General features: G+C 60.2%; 12 protein-coding genes and 1 pseudogene. 12 read left to right on the top strand and 1 reads right to left on the bottom strand.

Annotated elements, in window-relative coordinates; all coding sequences use genetic code 11:
• Window positions 1–127: 127 nt before the first annotated feature.
• The 12 genes and pseudogenes from BLU75_RS22085 (at window position 128) to BLU75_RS22030 (ending at window position 14,909) form a co-directional block, all read left to right on the top strand.
• The gene (locus BLU75_RS22085) at window positions 128–1,480 is read left to right on the top strand and encodes a TolC family outer membrane protein (protein WP_084381621.1); all 1,353 of its coding nucleotides are present in this window, start codon (window positions 128–130) and stop codon (window positions 1,478–1,480) included.
• A 41-nt stretch (window positions 1,481–1,521) separates the two neighbouring features.
• Window positions 1,522–3,678 (top strand): type I secretion system permease/ATPase, encoded by a 2,157-nt coding sequence (locus BLU75_RS22080; RefSeq protein WP_084381622.1) that lies wholly within the window; start codon window positions 1,522–1,524, stop codon window positions 3,676–3,678.
• Window positions 3,668–5,029, top strand: coding sequence for an HlyD family type I secretion periplasmic adaptor subunit (locus BLU75_RS22075; protein ID WP_084381623.1), 1,362 nt, complete (start codon window positions 3,668–3,670; stop codon window positions 5,027–5,029). Before BLU75_RS22080 ends, BLU75_RS22075 begins: the two co-directional genes overlap by 11 nt.
• 223 nt (window positions 5,030–5,252) lie before the next feature.
• On the top strand, window positions 5,253–6,137 hold the full coding sequence (locus BLU75_RS22070; protein ID WP_084381624.1) for a TauD/TfdA dioxygenase family protein: 885 nt from the start codon (window positions 5,253–5,255) through the stop codon (window positions 6,135–6,137).
• Window positions 6,138–6,151: 14 nt separating this feature from the next.
• The gene (locus BLU75_RS22065) at window positions 6,152–7,177 is read left to right on the top strand and encodes an ABC transporter substrate-binding protein (protein ID WP_084381625.1); all 1,026 of its coding nucleotides are present in this window, start codon (window positions 6,152–6,154) and stop codon (window positions 7,175–7,177) included.
• A gap of 1 nt (window position 7,178) precedes the next feature.
• Window positions 7,179–8,030, top strand: a complete 852-nt coding sequence (locus BLU75_RS22060; RefSeq protein WP_084381626.1) for an ABC transporter ATP-binding protein — start codon at window positions 7,179–7,181, stop codon at window positions 8,028–8,030.
• A gap of 11 nt (window positions 8,031–8,041) precedes the next feature.
• Window positions 8,042–8,889 (top strand): annotated as a pseudogene (locus BLU75_RS22055) (ABC transporter permease).
• A gap of 177 nt (window positions 8,890–9,066) precedes the next feature.
• The gene (locus BLU75_RS22050; protein ID WP_169716222.1) at window positions 9,067–9,615 is read left to right on the top strand and encodes an energy transducer TonB; all 549 of its coding nucleotides are present in this window, start codon (window positions 9,067–9,069) and stop codon (window positions 9,613–9,615) included.
• A 52-nt stretch (window positions 9,616–9,667) separates the two neighbouring features.
• Window positions 9,668–10,588 (top strand): LysR family transcriptional regulator, encoded by a 921-nt coding sequence (locus BLU75_RS22045; RefSeq protein WP_084381627.1) that lies wholly within the window; start codon window positions 9,668–9,670, stop codon window positions 10,586–10,588.
• 243 nt (window positions 10,589–10,831) lie between these two features.
• Entirely contained in the window at window positions 10,832–12,361 is a 1,530-nt protein-coding gene (locus BLU75_RS22040; RefSeq protein ID WP_084381628.1) for an MFS transporter, read from the top strand.
• Between the two features lie 17 nt (window positions 12,362–12,378).
• Window positions 12,379–13,437 (top strand): HlyD family secretion protein, encoded by a 1,059-nt coding sequence (locus BLU75_RS22035; RefSeq protein ID WP_084381629.1) that lies wholly within the window; start codon window positions 12,379–12,381, stop codon window positions 13,435–13,437.
• On the top strand, window positions 13,434–14,909 hold the full coding sequence (locus BLU75_RS22030; protein WP_084381630.1) for an efflux transporter outer membrane subunit: 1,476 nt from the start codon (window positions 13,434–13,436) through the stop codon (window positions 14,907–14,909). Before BLU75_RS22035 ends, BLU75_RS22030 begins: the two co-directional genes overlap by 4 nt.
• Window positions 14,910–15,101: 192 nt before the next feature.
• Here the strand turns inward: BLU75_RS22030 and BLU75_RS22025 are convergent, their stop codons facing one another.
• The gene (locus BLU75_RS22025; RefSeq protein WP_084381631.1) at window positions 15,102–15,806 is read right to left on the bottom strand and encodes a DUF3142 domain-containing protein; all 705 of its coding nucleotides are present in this window, start codon (window positions 15,804–15,806) and stop codon (window positions 15,102–15,104) included.
• Between the last annotated feature and the right edge of the window lies 1 nt (window position 15,807).

Genomic DNA, 15,807 nt, shown 5'->3' with positions numbered 1-15,807 from the left:
CGTCCTACATATGTGAACCAGTTCCGTTTTTTGAACTTTCCGACGTACGGTCCATAAGGTTGCCATTTTCCGCCGCTGCGGCACGATCCGCGGTGACTTGAGACAAGATGTCCTGGGGAATTCCTAAATGCGTCTACACCTTCTAAAGGCAATACCGTTCGCTCTCGCCGCCAGTTTCGTACAGGCCCAGACGTTGCCGCAGGCCATGCAGCAAGCGTTGGACGTGCACCCGGAAATTCAGGCAGGCGTGAACAGCCGTCTGGCCGCCGACTACCAGTTGAAGGCAGCTCGCGGCGGTTACCTGCCTCGTGTGGATGTGTTGGCCGGTTATGGGCGTGCAGGCACTGATAACTCCACCACCCGCGCCATCGGCGGTTCCGATCACTGGGACACGCTGAATCGTGGTGAGTCGAGCTTGCGGCTGCAGCAAATGATTTTTGACGGTTTTGCCACCTCCAGTGAAGTAGGGCGTCAACAAGCCACCGTCAATGCCCGTGCCTACTCGTTGCTTGGTACTTCCGAGCGTACTGCCCTGACCGTCGCCCAGGTTTACTTGGAAGTCCTGACCCGTCGTGAGTTCGTGCGCCTGGCTGAAGATAATCTGCGTAATCACGAACGCATTTACGACCAGATCAAGCTGCGCACCCAGCGCGGTGTGGGCAGCGGCGCCGACCTGGACCAGGCCGAAGCGCGTCTGGCCCAGGCCCGTAACAACCTGATCACCGAACAAACCAACCTGGCTGACGCCGAGACCAACTATCTCAGCGCCGTTGGCCAGATGCCCGACCAGTTGGAACGCCCGCCGACCTTCATGGCCATGCTGCCCGCCGATCTGAACGAAGCGCGTCGCCAGATGCTCGACAACAGCCCGATCCTGCGCTCGGCCGAATCCGATATCGTCGCTGCCGAACAACAGTACGAGGCCGCCAAATCCTCGTTCTACCCACGCTTTGATGCCGAACTGGGTACTAATGCCGACAACAACGTCGGTGGCGAGCCTTCCCACAGCAACGGCTGGGAAGCCATGGTGCGCATGCGCTTCAATCTGTTTGCCGGCGGCAGCAACAAGGCCGATCTCGAGTCCAAGTCCTATCAGTCTAATCAGGCTTTGGATATCCGCAACAACGCCCTGCGCCAGTTGAATGAAGAGCTGGGCCTGGCCTGGAACGCCTTGAACAACGCCAATGCCCAAGTGCCGATCGCCCAGCAATACGTCGATCACAGCACCAGCGTGCGTACGGCCTATCAGAAACAATTCAGCCTCGGCGAGCGCACGCTGCTCGACTTGCTCGACAGCGAAAACGAATTGTTCACCGCGGCGCGTCGTCTGGAAGAGATAAAAAACGTTCAGTTATTTACTCAGTATCGAATCAAGGCGACCATGGGCGAGTTGCTCAAGAGCCAGGGAGTGGTCGCACCAATGGCCTCCGTTGTACAGAACGATGTGAAGCCGAAAGTTCAACTGCCTGGGATGAATTGAGCTATTCCTTATAGTCCCATCAGTTAGTTGAGAGTGCCCGCGTGGAATCAGAAGTCAGTCGAGTTCATCTCAGTCATGATCCACGCACGTTGCACGATGACCCGTTACTTGATGGGTTGTTAGCGCTTTGTGCCTTGCACCAGAAACCCGCCAGTGCAGCGATGCTGACCACCGGCCTGCCATTGCCATCCCAGCGTCTGAGCGCCGATTTGTTGGCCCGTGCCGCGGCTCGGGCCGGTTTGCAGGGGCGTCTGTTGCAACGCAAGCTGGATGCAATTCCCGCCATTGCCATGCCGGCGCTGCTGTTGCTCAAAGAGGGTCGCACCGCCGTGCTGCTCGGTTGGCAGGGTGAAGACGAAGCGCAGGTGCTGCTCAGCGAAAGCGATGGCGGCGAAACCATCGTCAAGCGCCAGGCGCTGGCCGATGACTACACCGGCAAAGTGTTCTTTGCTCAACCCCAACACAAGTTCGACGTCAGCCACGGCACCCTGATTCCGCGTGCCCGTTCCTGGTTTCGCGATACCCTCAAGCGTTCGCGCTGGTTGTACGCCGACGCCATCGCCGCCAGTTTCCTGATCAACATCATCGCCATGGCTGCGCCGTTGTTCGTAATGAACGTCTACGACCGCGTGGTGCCGAACCAAGCCATTGCGACCCTGTGGGTACTGGCCACCGGTATTTTCATCGCCTACACCTTCGACCTGATCCTCAAAAGCCTGCGCAGTTTGTGCCTGGACCTGGCCGGCAAGAAAACCGACCTGATCATTTCGGCGACGCTGTTCGAGCGTATTGTCGGCATGTCGATGAAGTACCGCCCGGCGCGAGTCGGCAGCTTCGCCCAGAACATCCACGAGTTTCAAAGCCTGCGCGATTTTCTCGCGTCCCTGACCTTGACCAGCCTGATTGACCTGCCGTTCACCCTGCTGATTTTCCTGGTGATCGCCCTGCTCGGCGGGCACTTGGTGTGGATCCCGATGTTGGCCTTCCCGATTGCCCTGGGCATCGGTTACCTGTTGCAAAAGCCGCTGGTTGCGACCATGGAGCGGACCATGGCCTTGGCTTCCGAGCGCCAGTCGAGCCTGATTGAAACCCTGGCCGGGCTGGATGCGGTCAAGGTCAACAACGCTGAGAGCGAGCGCCAATACCAGTGGGAACAAACCATCGGTACCCTCAGCCGTCTTGAGTTGCGGGTGAAGATGCTCTCCGGGCTGTCGATGAATATCACCTTGCTGATCCAGCAACTCGCCGGTGTGATCATGATCGTCTTCGGCGTCTACCAGATCATTGACGGCAACCTCAGCATGGGCGGCCTGATTGCCTGCTACATGCTCAGCGGTCGTGCGCTCAGCCCGCTGGCGTCATTGTCGGGCCTGATGACCCGTTACCAGCAGGCCAAGGTCACCATGGTCTCCACCGACCAGATGATGGAGCTGCCTCAGGAGCGCAACTTCGAAGAGCGTCCCCTGAGTCGTCGCACCCTGCAAGGCGCCATCGAGTGCCGAGGCTTGAACTTTACGTACCCCAACCAGCAGAACATGGCGCTCAGGAATATCAACCTGGTGATCAAGCCCGGGGAGAAAATCGGCATCATCGGCCGTAGCGGTTCGGGCAAGAGCTCCCTGGCCAAACTGATCGTCGGCCTCTACCAGCCAGACTCCGGCGCCTTGCTGGTGGACGGTGTGGATATTCGCCAGATCGACGTCAGCGAACTGCGCCATAACGTCGGCTATGTGCCGCAAGACATCCAGTTACTGGCCGGCACCCTGAGGGACAATCTGGTCTCCGGCGCCCGCTACGTCGAAGACGAACTGGTGCTGCAAGCCGCTGAACTGGCGGGCGTGCATGAGTTTGCCCGGCTGCATCCGCAAGGCTACGAACTGCAAGTGGGCGAGCGTGGCCAAAACCTCTCCGGCGGCCAGCGGCAAAACGTCGCCTTGGCTCGCGCCCTGCTGCTCAATCCACCCATTCTGTTGCTGGATGAACCCACCAGCGCCATGGACAACACCGGTGAAGAACGCTTGAAACAGCGCCTGCAATCCGTTGTGGAAAACAAGACCGTGGTGCTGGTGACACACCGCGCGTCGTTGCTCTCCCTGGTGGACCGTTTGTTGGTGATCGACCGAGGGCAAATCCTCGCGGATGGTCCGAAAGCCGTGGTGATGGATGCGTTGAAGAAGGGGCAGATCAGTGTTGCGTAAATTCAAGGATGCGGTCCGTCGCTATTTCATTGGTTCCGATTCGCTGGATGGCCAGCCACTGCCGGAGGTCAAGAAAGCCCTGATCGAAGACGCTCCCCGCGTGGTGCGTCTGACCATCTGGGGGATTATCGGTTTTTTCCTGTGCATGTTGCTGTGGTCCGGCTTCGCCGAGATTGACGAGGTGACCCGAGGCGATGGCAAGGCCATTCCTTCCTCCAAACTGCAGAAGATCCAGAACCTTGAAGGCGGTATCGTCGCCGAGCTGTACGTCAAGGAAGGGCAGATCGTCGAGGCCGGTGCGCCGCTGATTCGTCTGGACGACACCCGGTTTGTCTCCAATGCCGGGGAAAGCGAGGCCCAGCGCTTGTCCTTGCTGCTGCGCATCGAGCGTTTGAGTGCCCAGGTCGAAGACCGGCCGCTGAACATTCCCGAGGACGTGCGCGTCGCCGCGCCAAAGCAGGCCGTGAGCGAGCAATCGTTGTACGAAAGCCGTCGCCAGCAGTTCAAGGACGAAATCGGTGGCCTGCAAGAGCAACTGACGCAACGCGAACAGGAACTGCGCGAATACACCTCCAAGCAGAGTCAGTACCGCAACCAACTGTCGTTGCAGCGTCAGGAAATCAACATGTCCGAACCGCTGGTCGCCCAGGGCGCGGTGTCGCCGGTGGAAGTGCTGCGTCTCAAACGTGCGGAAATAGAGACCCGCGGGCAACTGGATGCCACCACGCTGGCGATCCCGCGCGCGCAGTCGGCGATCAAGGAAGTGCAACGCAAGATCGACGAAACCCGTGGCAAATACCGCAGTGAGGCCCTGACCGAACTCAATGAAGCGCGCACCGACCTGAACAAGGCCCAGGCTACCGGCAAAGCGTTGGAAGACCGTGTGAGCCGGACCCTGGTTACCTCGCCGGTACGCGGGATCGTGAAACAGTTGCTGGTCAACACCATCGGCGGTGTGATCCAGCCTGGCAGCGACATGGTGGAAATCGTGCCCCTGGATGACACCTTGCTGGTGGAAGCCAAGATCCGCCCGCAAGACATTGCCTTCCTGCACCCCGGGCAGGAAGCGATGGTCAAGTTCACTGCCTACGACTACACCATCTACGGCGGCCTGAAAGCCAAGCTCGAGCGCATCGGTGCCGATACCATTACCGACGAAGACAAGAAAACCACCTACTACATGATCACTTTGCGCACCGACCGCAGCCATTTGGGCACGGACGAAAAACCCCTGCTGATCATCCCGGGCATGGTCGCTTCGGTGGACATTATCACCGGCAAGAAAACCATCCTCAGCTACCTGCTCAAGCCCATCATCAAGGCCCGCGCCGAGGCGCTGCACGAGCGCTGATTTTCAGTGTCTGGGCGGGCCTCATCGCGAGCAAGCCCGCTCCCACATTTTGAGCGTGTACACCGATCCAGTGTGGGAGCGGGCTGCTCGCGATAGGGCCCTCAACCTCACCACAATTCCCAGCCTTGAATTCCAAAACACCCTATCGTTATTCTCTAACGGTATTTAAATTCTAATTCTTATATCTATAAAGTCACTCTCCTGACTGCCAGGGAGTGATTCCATGTCCACCGTCACAGCCGCTTTTCCCGCAACCCAAACCTTCGACATCCGCCCATTCCCCGGCAGCGTAGGCGCCGAGATCATTGGCCTGGATTTGTCTCGCCCGGTCAACGGCCAGGACTTCGCCCGGATTCATCGCGCGCACCTGGATCACCATGTCGTGGTGTTTCGTGACCAGCACATTACCCCCGAACAACAAATCGCCTTCAGTCGTCGCTTCGGGGTGTTGCAGATCCACGTGCTCAAGCAGTTCCTGCTGGCCAATCACCCGGAAATCCTCATCGTTTCCAACATCATCGAGAAGGGCCAGTCGATCGGCCTGGGCGATGCGGGAAAATTCTGGCATTCAGACCTGTCGTATAAAGAACTGCCCAGCCTGGGTTCCATGCTCCACGCCCAGGAGCTGCCGTCCGAAGGTGGCGACACACTGTTCGCCGACATGCACAAAGCCTGGGACCAATTGCCCGGGCACTTGCGCAAAGCCGTTGAAGGCCGCAGGGCCGCGCATTCTTACACCGCGCGTTACAGCGAAAGCAAATTCGCAGGCAACTGGCGTCCAACACTGACCCCTGAGCAGTTGGCGCAGGTGGCAGAGGTGGTGCACCCCATCGTACGCACCCATCCGGAAAACGGTCGTCAGGCACTGTTCGTCAGCGAGGGCTTCACCACGCGCATCGTCGGCCTGCCGGAAGACGAGAGTCGCGATCTGCTCACCCAGCTCTACGCCCACAGCGTGTTACCGGAAAACGTCTACCGCCATTCATGGCAGCCCCACGACCTGGTGTTCTGGGATAACCGCTCGCTGATCCACCTGGCGGCCGGCTGCCCCAGCCACCTGCGCCGCAAGCTGTTTCGCACCACCATCCAGGGCGACGCGCCCTTCTGACTCGGAGTATGAGCATGTCCAGGAAAACCCCTTTTGCACGATTGGCCGCGTCCGTTGGCCTGGGTGTCAGCCTGTTGGTCGGTGGTTTGATCGCACCGGCGGCGGCCCAGGCCGAAGGTGAGATACGCATCGCCGAACAGTTCGGCATCGTCTACCTGCTGCTCAATGTGGTGCGTGATCAGAACCTGATCGAGAAATACGGCAAACAGGAAGGCCTCGACATCAAAGTCGATTGGACCCAACTGTCCGGCGGCGCGGCAGTCAATGACGCGCTGCTCTCGGGCTCTATCGATATCGCCGGGGCAGGCGTCGGCCCATTGCTGACGATTTGGGATCGCACCTATGGTAAGCAGAACGTCAAAGCTGTGGCTTCCCTGGGCAACTTTCCCTACTACCTGGTAAGCAACAATCCCAAGGTCAAGACGATCGCTGACTTTACCGAGAAAGACCGGATTGCCGTGCCCGCCGTGGGTGTTTCCGTGCAGTCACGCTTCCTGCAATACGCCGCCGCCAAACAATGGGGCGACAAGGAATTCAACCGACTCGACAAGTACACCGTTGCTGTCCCCCACCCGGACGCTACGGCGGCGTTGATTGCTGGTGGCACCGAATTGACCGGGCACTTCTCTAATCCGCCGTTCCAGGACCAGGCCCTGGCTAACCCGAACGTGCACGTGGTGCTCAACACCTACGACCTGTTGGGTGCGAACTCGCCGACCGTGCTGTTTGCCACCGAAAAATTTCGCAACGACAACCCGAAAACCTATAAGGCCTTTGTCGACGCCTTGACCGAAGCTGCGCAGTTTACCCAGAACGACAAGGGCGCAGCCGCCGACACCTATATCCGCGTAACCAAGGCCAAGATCGATCGTGCCGAGCTGCTGAAAATCATCGACAACCCGCAGTTCGAGTTCAGCATTACGCCGAAAAACACGTACCCGCTGGCGGAGTTCCTCCACCGCGTCGGAGCAATCAAGCACAAACCCGAATCGTGGAAGGACTATTTCTTCCAGGATGCCAAGCCGCTGCAAGGAAGCTGAGATGAACGCACCCTTGCAAGGCCACGTGGCCAGCAACCTGAGCACCACCGACGCGCTGCTCTCGGTGGACCGTGTCAGCCTTGAGTACCGTACCCCCGAGCGTGTGGTGCGGGCGACTCATCAAGTCAGTTTCGACGTCGATCCGGCGGACCGTTTTGTATTATTGGGGCCTTCGGGCTGCGGTAAATCCACCTTGCTCAAGGCGGTGGCCGGTTTTATCACGCCCTGCGAAGGCGAGATCCGCCTGTTGGGGCAAAAGGTCGAGCAACCGGGTGCTGATCGCATCGTGGTGTTCCAGGAGTTCGACCAACTGCCCCCGTGGAAAACCGTGAAACAGAACGTGATGTTCCCGTTGCTGGCTTCCAAAACCCTCAAGCGACGGGAAGCTGAAGAGCGGGCGCTGTATTACCTCGACAAGGTTGGCCTCAGCGCCTTTGCCGATGCCTATCCTCACACCTTGTCCGGCGGCATGAAAGCCCGCGTGGCCATTGCCCGAGCGTTGGCCATGCAGCCAAAGATCCTGCTGATGGACGAACCTTTCGCCGCCCTTGATGCACTGACCCGGCGCAAGATGCAGGAAGAGCTGCTGCGGCTCTGGGAAGAAGTTCGCTTCACGCTGCTGTTCGTCACGCACTCCATTGAAGAAGCGCTGGTGGTGGGCAATCGCATCCTGTTGCTGTCGCCGCATCCAGGTCGGGTACGTGCAGAAATTCACAGTCATCAGTACGACCTGCACAGCCTTGGCGGTGTGGCATTCCAAGCCTCGGTGCGACGCATTCATCGGCTGTTGTTCGATGAAACGCCGCACGCTGAAACCGAGCTGGATTTCGCCGATATCCGCATCGCTTATTAAAGGATTGGCCCATGCGCCAGGAATATGAAATCACCCTGCAACGCTCCCCGGTGTTCCCGTAGAGCGCGTGTTGCCGTTGCGTCAGCGCCTTTGGCAACAAGGCTGGCTGCGCAAGGGCCTGATTCTGATCGTGCTCGCCCTCCTGTGGGAGGCCGCGGCGCGGTATCAAAATAACGATCTGTTATTGCCAAGTTTCCTGCAGACCTTTCACGCCTTCTACGAAGGCATCGCCAGTGACGAATTGCTGAGCAAAGTCAGCATCTCGCTGGTGGTGCTGCTCAAGGGCTATCTGATTGGCATTGTCCTGGCGTTTGCCCTGACCACCTTGGCGGTGTCGACGCAGTTGGGCCGCGACCTGTTGAGCACACTGACCTCAATGTTCAATCCGCTGCCGGCGATAGCCCTGCTGCCGTTGGCATTGCTGTGGTTTGGCCTGGGACAGAACAGCCTGATTTTCGTATTGGTGCACTCGGTGTTGTGGGCCTTGGCGCTGAACACTTATTCGGGTTTTCTTGGTGTCTCGGAAACCCTGCGCATGGCCGGCCGCAACTACGGTCTGAAGGGCATGCGCTTTGTGTTGTTCATCCTGATTCCTGCCGCGTTGCCGTCGATCCTTGCCGGCCTGAAAATCGGCTGGGCGTTTGCCTGGCGTACGTTGATTGCCGCCGAACTGGTATTTGGCGCTACCAGCGGCAAGGGTGGCTTGGGCTGGTACATCTTCCAGAATCGCAACGAGCTTTATACCGACAAAGTTTTCGCCGGTTTGGCGGTGGTGATCCTGATCGGCCTGCTAGTCGAAAACCTGGTGTTCGACACCCTGGAGCGCCTTACGGTGAAGCGCTGGGGCATGCAGCGATAAACAAGAATGATTGCCCTTCGATCGTTACGAGTTCGATAATGGCGGTCGAACCTGACGCCGACCCGGCGTCAGGCATGGCCGGTAAAAGGATTTACGATGATGCGGTTTTTTGTCTTGGCGACGGCATTGACTTTGTCGACATCGGTTTTTGCTGGATCCGCGCCAGAAGCGGTTTCCATGCCCAAGCCGGTCTATCCCAAAACCCTGACAACGACCTCAGGCCATGCGCGGATCAGCCTCAATATTCACAGTGACGGTTCGGTCAGCGATGTGAAAGCGCTCAGCGCCACCAAGCCGGCCTTTGGCAATGCCGCCGTGGAAGCGGCAAAACTATGGCGCTTCAAGCCCTGGACAGCGAGTGCCGACCGGCCTGCGGTGATCAAGGCGCAAAACGACATGGTTTTTACCCCCGAACTGGGAAGAACTGAGACGGTTCAACTGACGTTCACCCAAACGACTTATCAGTCTTGCAGCAAGTTGAACGAAGAAGTCAGCCAGTTCCGTCACGACCATCCGACCCGCGCATTGATCGACATGAAGAGCTTTGCCATCACCCGCGTGGCGGTAATGTTCCCGGCGTTGAGCGGTAAAAGCGACTACATCGAAGGTCTGGAAAGGGCGGATAAGTTGGAAAAAGAGCTGCCGAGAATCGTCCGAAAATGCCAGGCCAACCCTAGAGCGGCCTATGCCGACTTCCTTCCGGCTAATCTGAAGCGCTACCTGTAAAGCCTGCTACGATTGCGTTCGGTGTACTCCACACTGTTCACGAGTGCTTGGCATGCAATTACCGGATATGAACCTGCTGGTCGCCCTCGACGCCTTGCTTGATGAAGGCAGCGTCGTGGGTGCCGCCCGGCGGATGAACCTGAGCCCCGCCGCCATGAGCCGCACGCTGACGCGCATCCGCGAGGCGGTTGGCGATCCGATCCTGGTGCGCGCCGGTCGCGGCCTGGTGCCGACACCCAAGGCCCTCGAGTTACAGGGGCAGGTGCGCAATGTAGTGGAGCAGGCGGCGCTGCTGTTTCGCTCGGCGGACGAAGTGGACCTGAGCACCTTGCGCCGGCGCTTCAGCGTGCGCGCCAATGACTTTTTTGTCGGCGTGTATGGTGGCCGCCTGTTCGACACCATGGAACGCATGGCGCCCCATTGCGAACTGCGCTTTGTCCCGGAAGGCGACAGCGATGATGAAGCGTTGCGCGAAGGTCGACTCGACCTGCGGGTGGGCAACACCATGCCGATTACCCCGGAAGTGAAGGTGCAGAATCTGTTTTCCACCACCTTCGTTGGCCTGGCCAGGGAAGGGCATCCGCTGTTCGATGAAGAAATCACCGCCGCGCGATTTGCCAGCTACTCGCATATCAGCATCTCGCGCCGAGGCATCGCCCGCGGCCCGATCGATACCGCCCTCAACGCCCAGGGCCTGGAGCGCCGCGTGGCGATGATTGCACCTGGGTTTCACGGTGCGATGTTCATGCTGCCTGATTCCGACCTGATCCTGCCGGTGCCCAAGGAAGCGTTGTACAGCGCCAAACGCCTGAAGTTACCGCTGCGCGCCTTTGCCTTGCCGATCTCCCTGCCAACCCTGGTATTGACCCAGGCCTGGCATCCACGCTTCGACAAGGACCCGGCCCACAAATGGTTGCGTGAAACCGTGCGCGAGAGCTGCGAAGCCACCTGGCGCGAAGCGCAGCCCGTATGACACCTAAGCAAACCCGTGTAGGAGCGAGGGGGGCGCCTAGCTCTTGCTCGCGAAAAACGTCAACGATAACGCGCGCTGCCTGGTTAGACGCGGCGTCCTTGAGTTCTTCGCGAGCAAGCTCGCTCCTACAAAGTGTTGCTCTGATCATTGCGCCTGATGCACTTATAACCTGCCAATAAGTCAGTTTTCGTCATGTCTATGCCTTATTAAACTGCTCGGGTATTCTTTTTCCGAGCTGCATCCATGACTTCCCTCGCTGCCCCCTTGGCCGCAGCCAAACCCAACGCCATCAGCCCGCCGGTATTCGGCCCGCGCATCATTGTCGGCCTGGTCGGTGTGTTGCTCGCGGTGCTGGTCTCGGGCCTCAACGACATGGTGACCAAGGTCGCCCTCGCCGACATTCGCGGCGCGTTGTGCATCGGCTTTGACGAAGGCACCTGGCTGGTGGCCGCGTATACCGCGACGTCCGTGGCGGCCATGGCTTTCGCGCCGTGGTGCGCGGTGACCTTGTCCCTGCGTCGTTTCACCTTGTGGGCCATTGGCCTGTTTACCGTGTTGGGCGTGCTGTGTCCCTTCGCCCCGAACTATCAAAGCCTGTTGTTGCTGCGCACTGTGCAAGGTCTGGCGGGCGGCGCCTTGCCACCGATGCTGATGACCGTGGCCCTGCGTTTCCTGCCCGCCAATGTGAAATTGTACGGCCTGGCCGGCTATGCCCTGACCGCCACCTTCGGGCCCAGCCTCGGTACGCCGCTGGCCGCGTTGTGGACCGAGTATGTCGGCTGGCAATGGGCGTTCTGGCAAATCGTTGCGCCGTGCCTGCTGGCCATGGTCGCCGTGGCCTACGGCTTGCCCCAGGATCCGCTGCGCCTGGAACGCTTCAAGCAATTTAACTGGCGCGGCCTGCTGCTGGGATTTCCGGCGATCTGCATGCTGGTAATCGGTCTGTTGCAGGGCAATCGCCTGGATTGGTTCGAGTCGTCGCTGATCACCACATTGCTGTGCGGCGGGACGCTGTTGCTGGTGCTGTTCATGCTCAATGAATGGTTCCACCCGATGCCGTTTTTCAAATTGCAGATGCTCGGGCTGCGCAATCTGGCGTTCGCCTTGATCGTGTTGGCCGGGGTATTGGTGGTGTTGCTCGCGGTCATCCTCATCCCCTCCAATTACCTGGCACAGGTCCAGGGCTACCGGCCATTGCAGACCGCACCGGTGATGCTGGTCATGGCGCTGCCGCAGTTGATCGCGCTGCCGCTGGTGGCCGCGCTGTGCAACCTGCGCTGGGTCGATTGCCGCTGGGTATTGGGGATTGGCCTGAGCATGCTGGTGCTGTCCTGTGTCGGCGGCGCGCAACTGACATCAGCGTGGATTCGCGATGATTTCTATGCGCTGCAACTGCTGCAAATCTTCGGGCAACCGATGGCGGTGTTGCCGCTGCTGATGCTTTCCACCGGCAGCATCGTGCCAGCGGACGGGCCATTCGCCTCGGCCTGGTTCAATACCGTCAAAGGCTTGGCCGCCGTGGTCGCCACCGGCGTAATCGAGGCACTGACCACCCACCGTCTGCATTTCCACTCGTTGATGCTGGTGGATGCCCTGGGCAACTCACCGCTGGCGGACAGAGACGCCCCGGCACTTGCCCATCGGCTGCACCAGCAAGCCGTGGTGCTGACCTCTTCGGATCTCTATTACGTCATGGCGGCTGTCGCGGTGGTGTTGATCCTGCTGATTTTCTGGATGCCGACGCGGATCTATCCACCCCGTGCGCCGTCTTGACTGAACAAAGGATGCTTATGAAACGTAAAGACCAGATTGCCGTGGCCGCCATCAGCGTATTCGCGGTGGGCGTGTTGGTGTACCTGCTGGCACCGGGAATGTTTGGCAGCAAACGCCAGACCACCAATGATGCTTTTGTCGCGGCCGACTACACCCTGGTGGCGCCGCGGGTGACCGGGTTTATCAAGGAGGTGCTGGTGGAGGACAACCAGCGCGTCAAGGCCGGGCAGTTACTGGCGCTGATTGACGATCGCGACTTGCGTGCCGCCGCCGAGGCCGCCGATGCTGAAACACTGGTGGCGCAAGCACAGTTGAAAAATGCCGTGGCAACGTTGGAACGCCAAAGCTCGGTGATCGCCCAGGCCCAGGCGAAGGTGGCCGCGGATCGTGCCGAAATGGCTTTCGCCCAGCACGAACTGAGCCGCTACAACCACCTCGCCGGTGTCGGCGCCGGTACGGTACAGAATGCCCAGCAAGCCAAGACCCGCATCGACCAGGCCACTGCGGGCCTGGCCCATGCCACCGCTGTATTGGCGGCCGAACGCAAGCAAGTGGAAATCCTCAGCGCCCAACGCGATGCCGCCGAAGGTGGCTTGAAACGTGCCCAGGCTGCACTGGAAATGGCCAGCTACCAACTCTCCTATACGCGCATCGTCGCACCGGTCGACGGCATGGTCGGTGAGCGTGCCGTGCGCGTGGGCGCCTTTGTCACGCCCGGCAGCAGACTCCTCGCCGTGGTGCCGTTGGCCGATGCGTACGTGGTGGCCAATTTTCAGGAAACCCAACTGTCGCACATGCGCGCCGGGCAGGCCGTTGAAGTGCGCATCGACAGCCTTGACGGCAAGGTGCTCAACGGTCGCCTCGAAAGCCTGGCGCCGGCGACCGGTGTGACCTTCGCCTCGATCAAACCGGACAACGCCACCGGCAACTTCACCAAGGTGGTGCAGCGTGTACCGGTGAAGATCGTTCTGGAGCCCGGCCAGGCGCTGGCCGAACGTTTGCGGGTTGGCATGTCGGTGGAAGTCACTGTCGATACCCAACCGGCAACGCTGCCACGCGAGGTGGCCGAGCAATGAGACGGTTTGTTCTGCTCACGTTGAGCCTGTGCAGCCTGGGCGCTTGTACCCTTGGCCCGGATTTCCAGCAGCCGTCGGCGCCGCAGCTCACGCAATGGTCTACGCCCCAAGGTCGGCAGGCTGCCAGTCGAGCCGTTAACGAGCCTCTTGAACAGCGTTGGTGGGACGTGTTTCACGATGAGCAATTGTCGGCGCTGGTACGCCGCGCTTTGAACGACAACCTTGACCTGAAACTGGCCAGCAGTCGCCTGCAACAAAGCCGCGCCGTGCGCCAGGTGACCACCGCCGAGCGTTACCCGAACGTTGATGCCGGCGCTGACTACGGGCGCAAACGCAACAGTGCCAAGGGCCTGAATGATCCGTCCGGGCACAACGGTCGCTCGGCCTTCAACCTGTGGGACGCCGGGTTTTCCGCGTCTTGGGAGCTGGACTTCTGGGGCCGGGTAAAACGTCAAACCGAAGCTGCCGACGCCACCTTGCAAGTGGCCGAAAATGATCGTCGCGCCGTGCTGTTGTCGGTGCTGGCCGAGACCGCTCAGGACTATATCCAGCTGCGTGGTGTGCAGAATACCCGGTCCGTCACCGAGCAAAACCTGGACGTCGCGCGCCATAGCCTGAAGCTCTCGAAACTGCGCCTGGCCGATGGTGTGGCCACTTATCTGGACGTGGCCGAAGCCGCCGCTCAAGTGGCCACCATCGAAGCGCGCTTGCCGGATTTGCAGCAACGCCAGGACCGATTGATCAACGCCTTGAGCCTGTTGATGGGGCAGGCGCCGCAAGCGCTGCATGCACAACTGTCCAAGGATGCCGCCGTTCCCCAGACTCGGCGCCAGGTGGCTATCGGCTTGCCGTCGCAACTGGCTGAGCGTCGTCCCGACATTCGCCAGGCCGCAGCGCGCCTACATGCGGCCACCGCCAGCGTCGGCGTGGCCAAGGCTGATTTCTACCCGCGTATCACGCTGACAGGCAATCTTGGGTCCCAGGCCATGCAGTTGTCGGACTTCGGTTCCTGGGGCTCGCGTACCTTTGCTTTCGGCCCGCAATTGAGCCTGCCGATCTTTAATGGTGGACGCTTGCAGGGCATGCTTGATCTGCGCGAAGCCCAGCAACAGGAAACCGCCCTGGCCTACCAGCAAACAGTGCTGCGGGCCTGGCATGAAATCGACGATCAACTGTCCCGCTATAACGCCAGCCAACTGCGGCGCGACAGCCTCGCCGAGGCTGTGCGCCAGAACCGGATCGCCTTGGTCACCGCCCAGCAGCAGTACGTTGAAGGCGTGGTGGATTTCGTCAACGTGCTCACCGTGCAGAGTGCGTTGCTGGCGACTCAGGAACAGTGGGTGGCAAGCTCGACTGACGTGTCCCTGGCCATGGTCGGCTTGTACAAGGCGCTGGGCGGCGGCTGGGAATCGGTGTATCCGCTGCAGACCGCCGGAGGCCAAGCCACAAGTTTTTTACCCACCGCTGATTAGCACCCCTTCAGGCTAATGCCGATCAGTTAAGGCTTTTTGTAGGCGCGAGGGGGGCGCCTAGCCCTTACTCGCGAAGAACTCAAAGGCGCCGCGTTGATCCAGAAGGCACGCGTTATCGTTGAGGTTTTTCGCGAGCAAGCTTGCTCCTACAGGTTCCGCTCCCTCCGGGCGGTGTGACATCGCCGCACCACCTCATGGGTTCTGCAAAAACACCACGTAGCCGCGAAACCACTCAGCGCTCTTCAAGTAGTGCGGCGCCTGCCACTCTCCGCCCTGGATCAAGCCAATCTTGAACGGCAGGCCCAGTCGGTTCATCCGCGGCAGATAGGCGGCGTAGTCTGGGATGCTGTGGCGCCCCTGGTAGGTTTGCACCACCACTTCATCCACCACGCCCTTGAGTTGCGCGATGGCCTCGGGGTCGGCGTTGCTGCTCCAGTCCATCAGCCCAGTGATGCTCAGGCACAGGTCCCGGGGCAGGCGTCGGCGCAGGTCTTTGAGGAAGTCGGCGTATTCGTGCAAGTAGTGGGTGCGGGCGTCGAAGTCGATCTGAATACCGATTACCGGGTTGCCGGCCGCCCGCCAGCGTTGCACTTGCCCCAGCAGTTGGGTGTAGACCGACGCCGGCCAGCGCAACGTATGAGCGCGGTAGACCACCCACACTTCACCTTGACGGATGCGCGGCACGCTCATGCCTTGGGCGATGAACTGCACGCCACGCCCGGGTTGACGGCGGGTGGAATTGATCTGGCCCTGGAGGATGTACAGCGTCTTTGCCTGTTTGAGCACCGGCTGGGGCGCGACGCCGCTCCACAGCCAGAATGCATCATAGTCATGGGCGTCGACCGCGCCGAAGACCGGGCTCGCCAGCAGGAGCAGCGATAACCAGAAGCCTCTCACG

The sequence above is a fragment of the Pseudomonas mucidolens genome, assembly GCF_900106045.1.
GTDB lineage: Bacteria > Pseudomonadota > Gammaproteobacteria > Pseudomonadales > Pseudomonadaceae > Aquipseudomonas > Aquipseudomonas mucidolens.
This window is presented reverse-complemented; position numbering and strand designations above follow the sequence as displayed.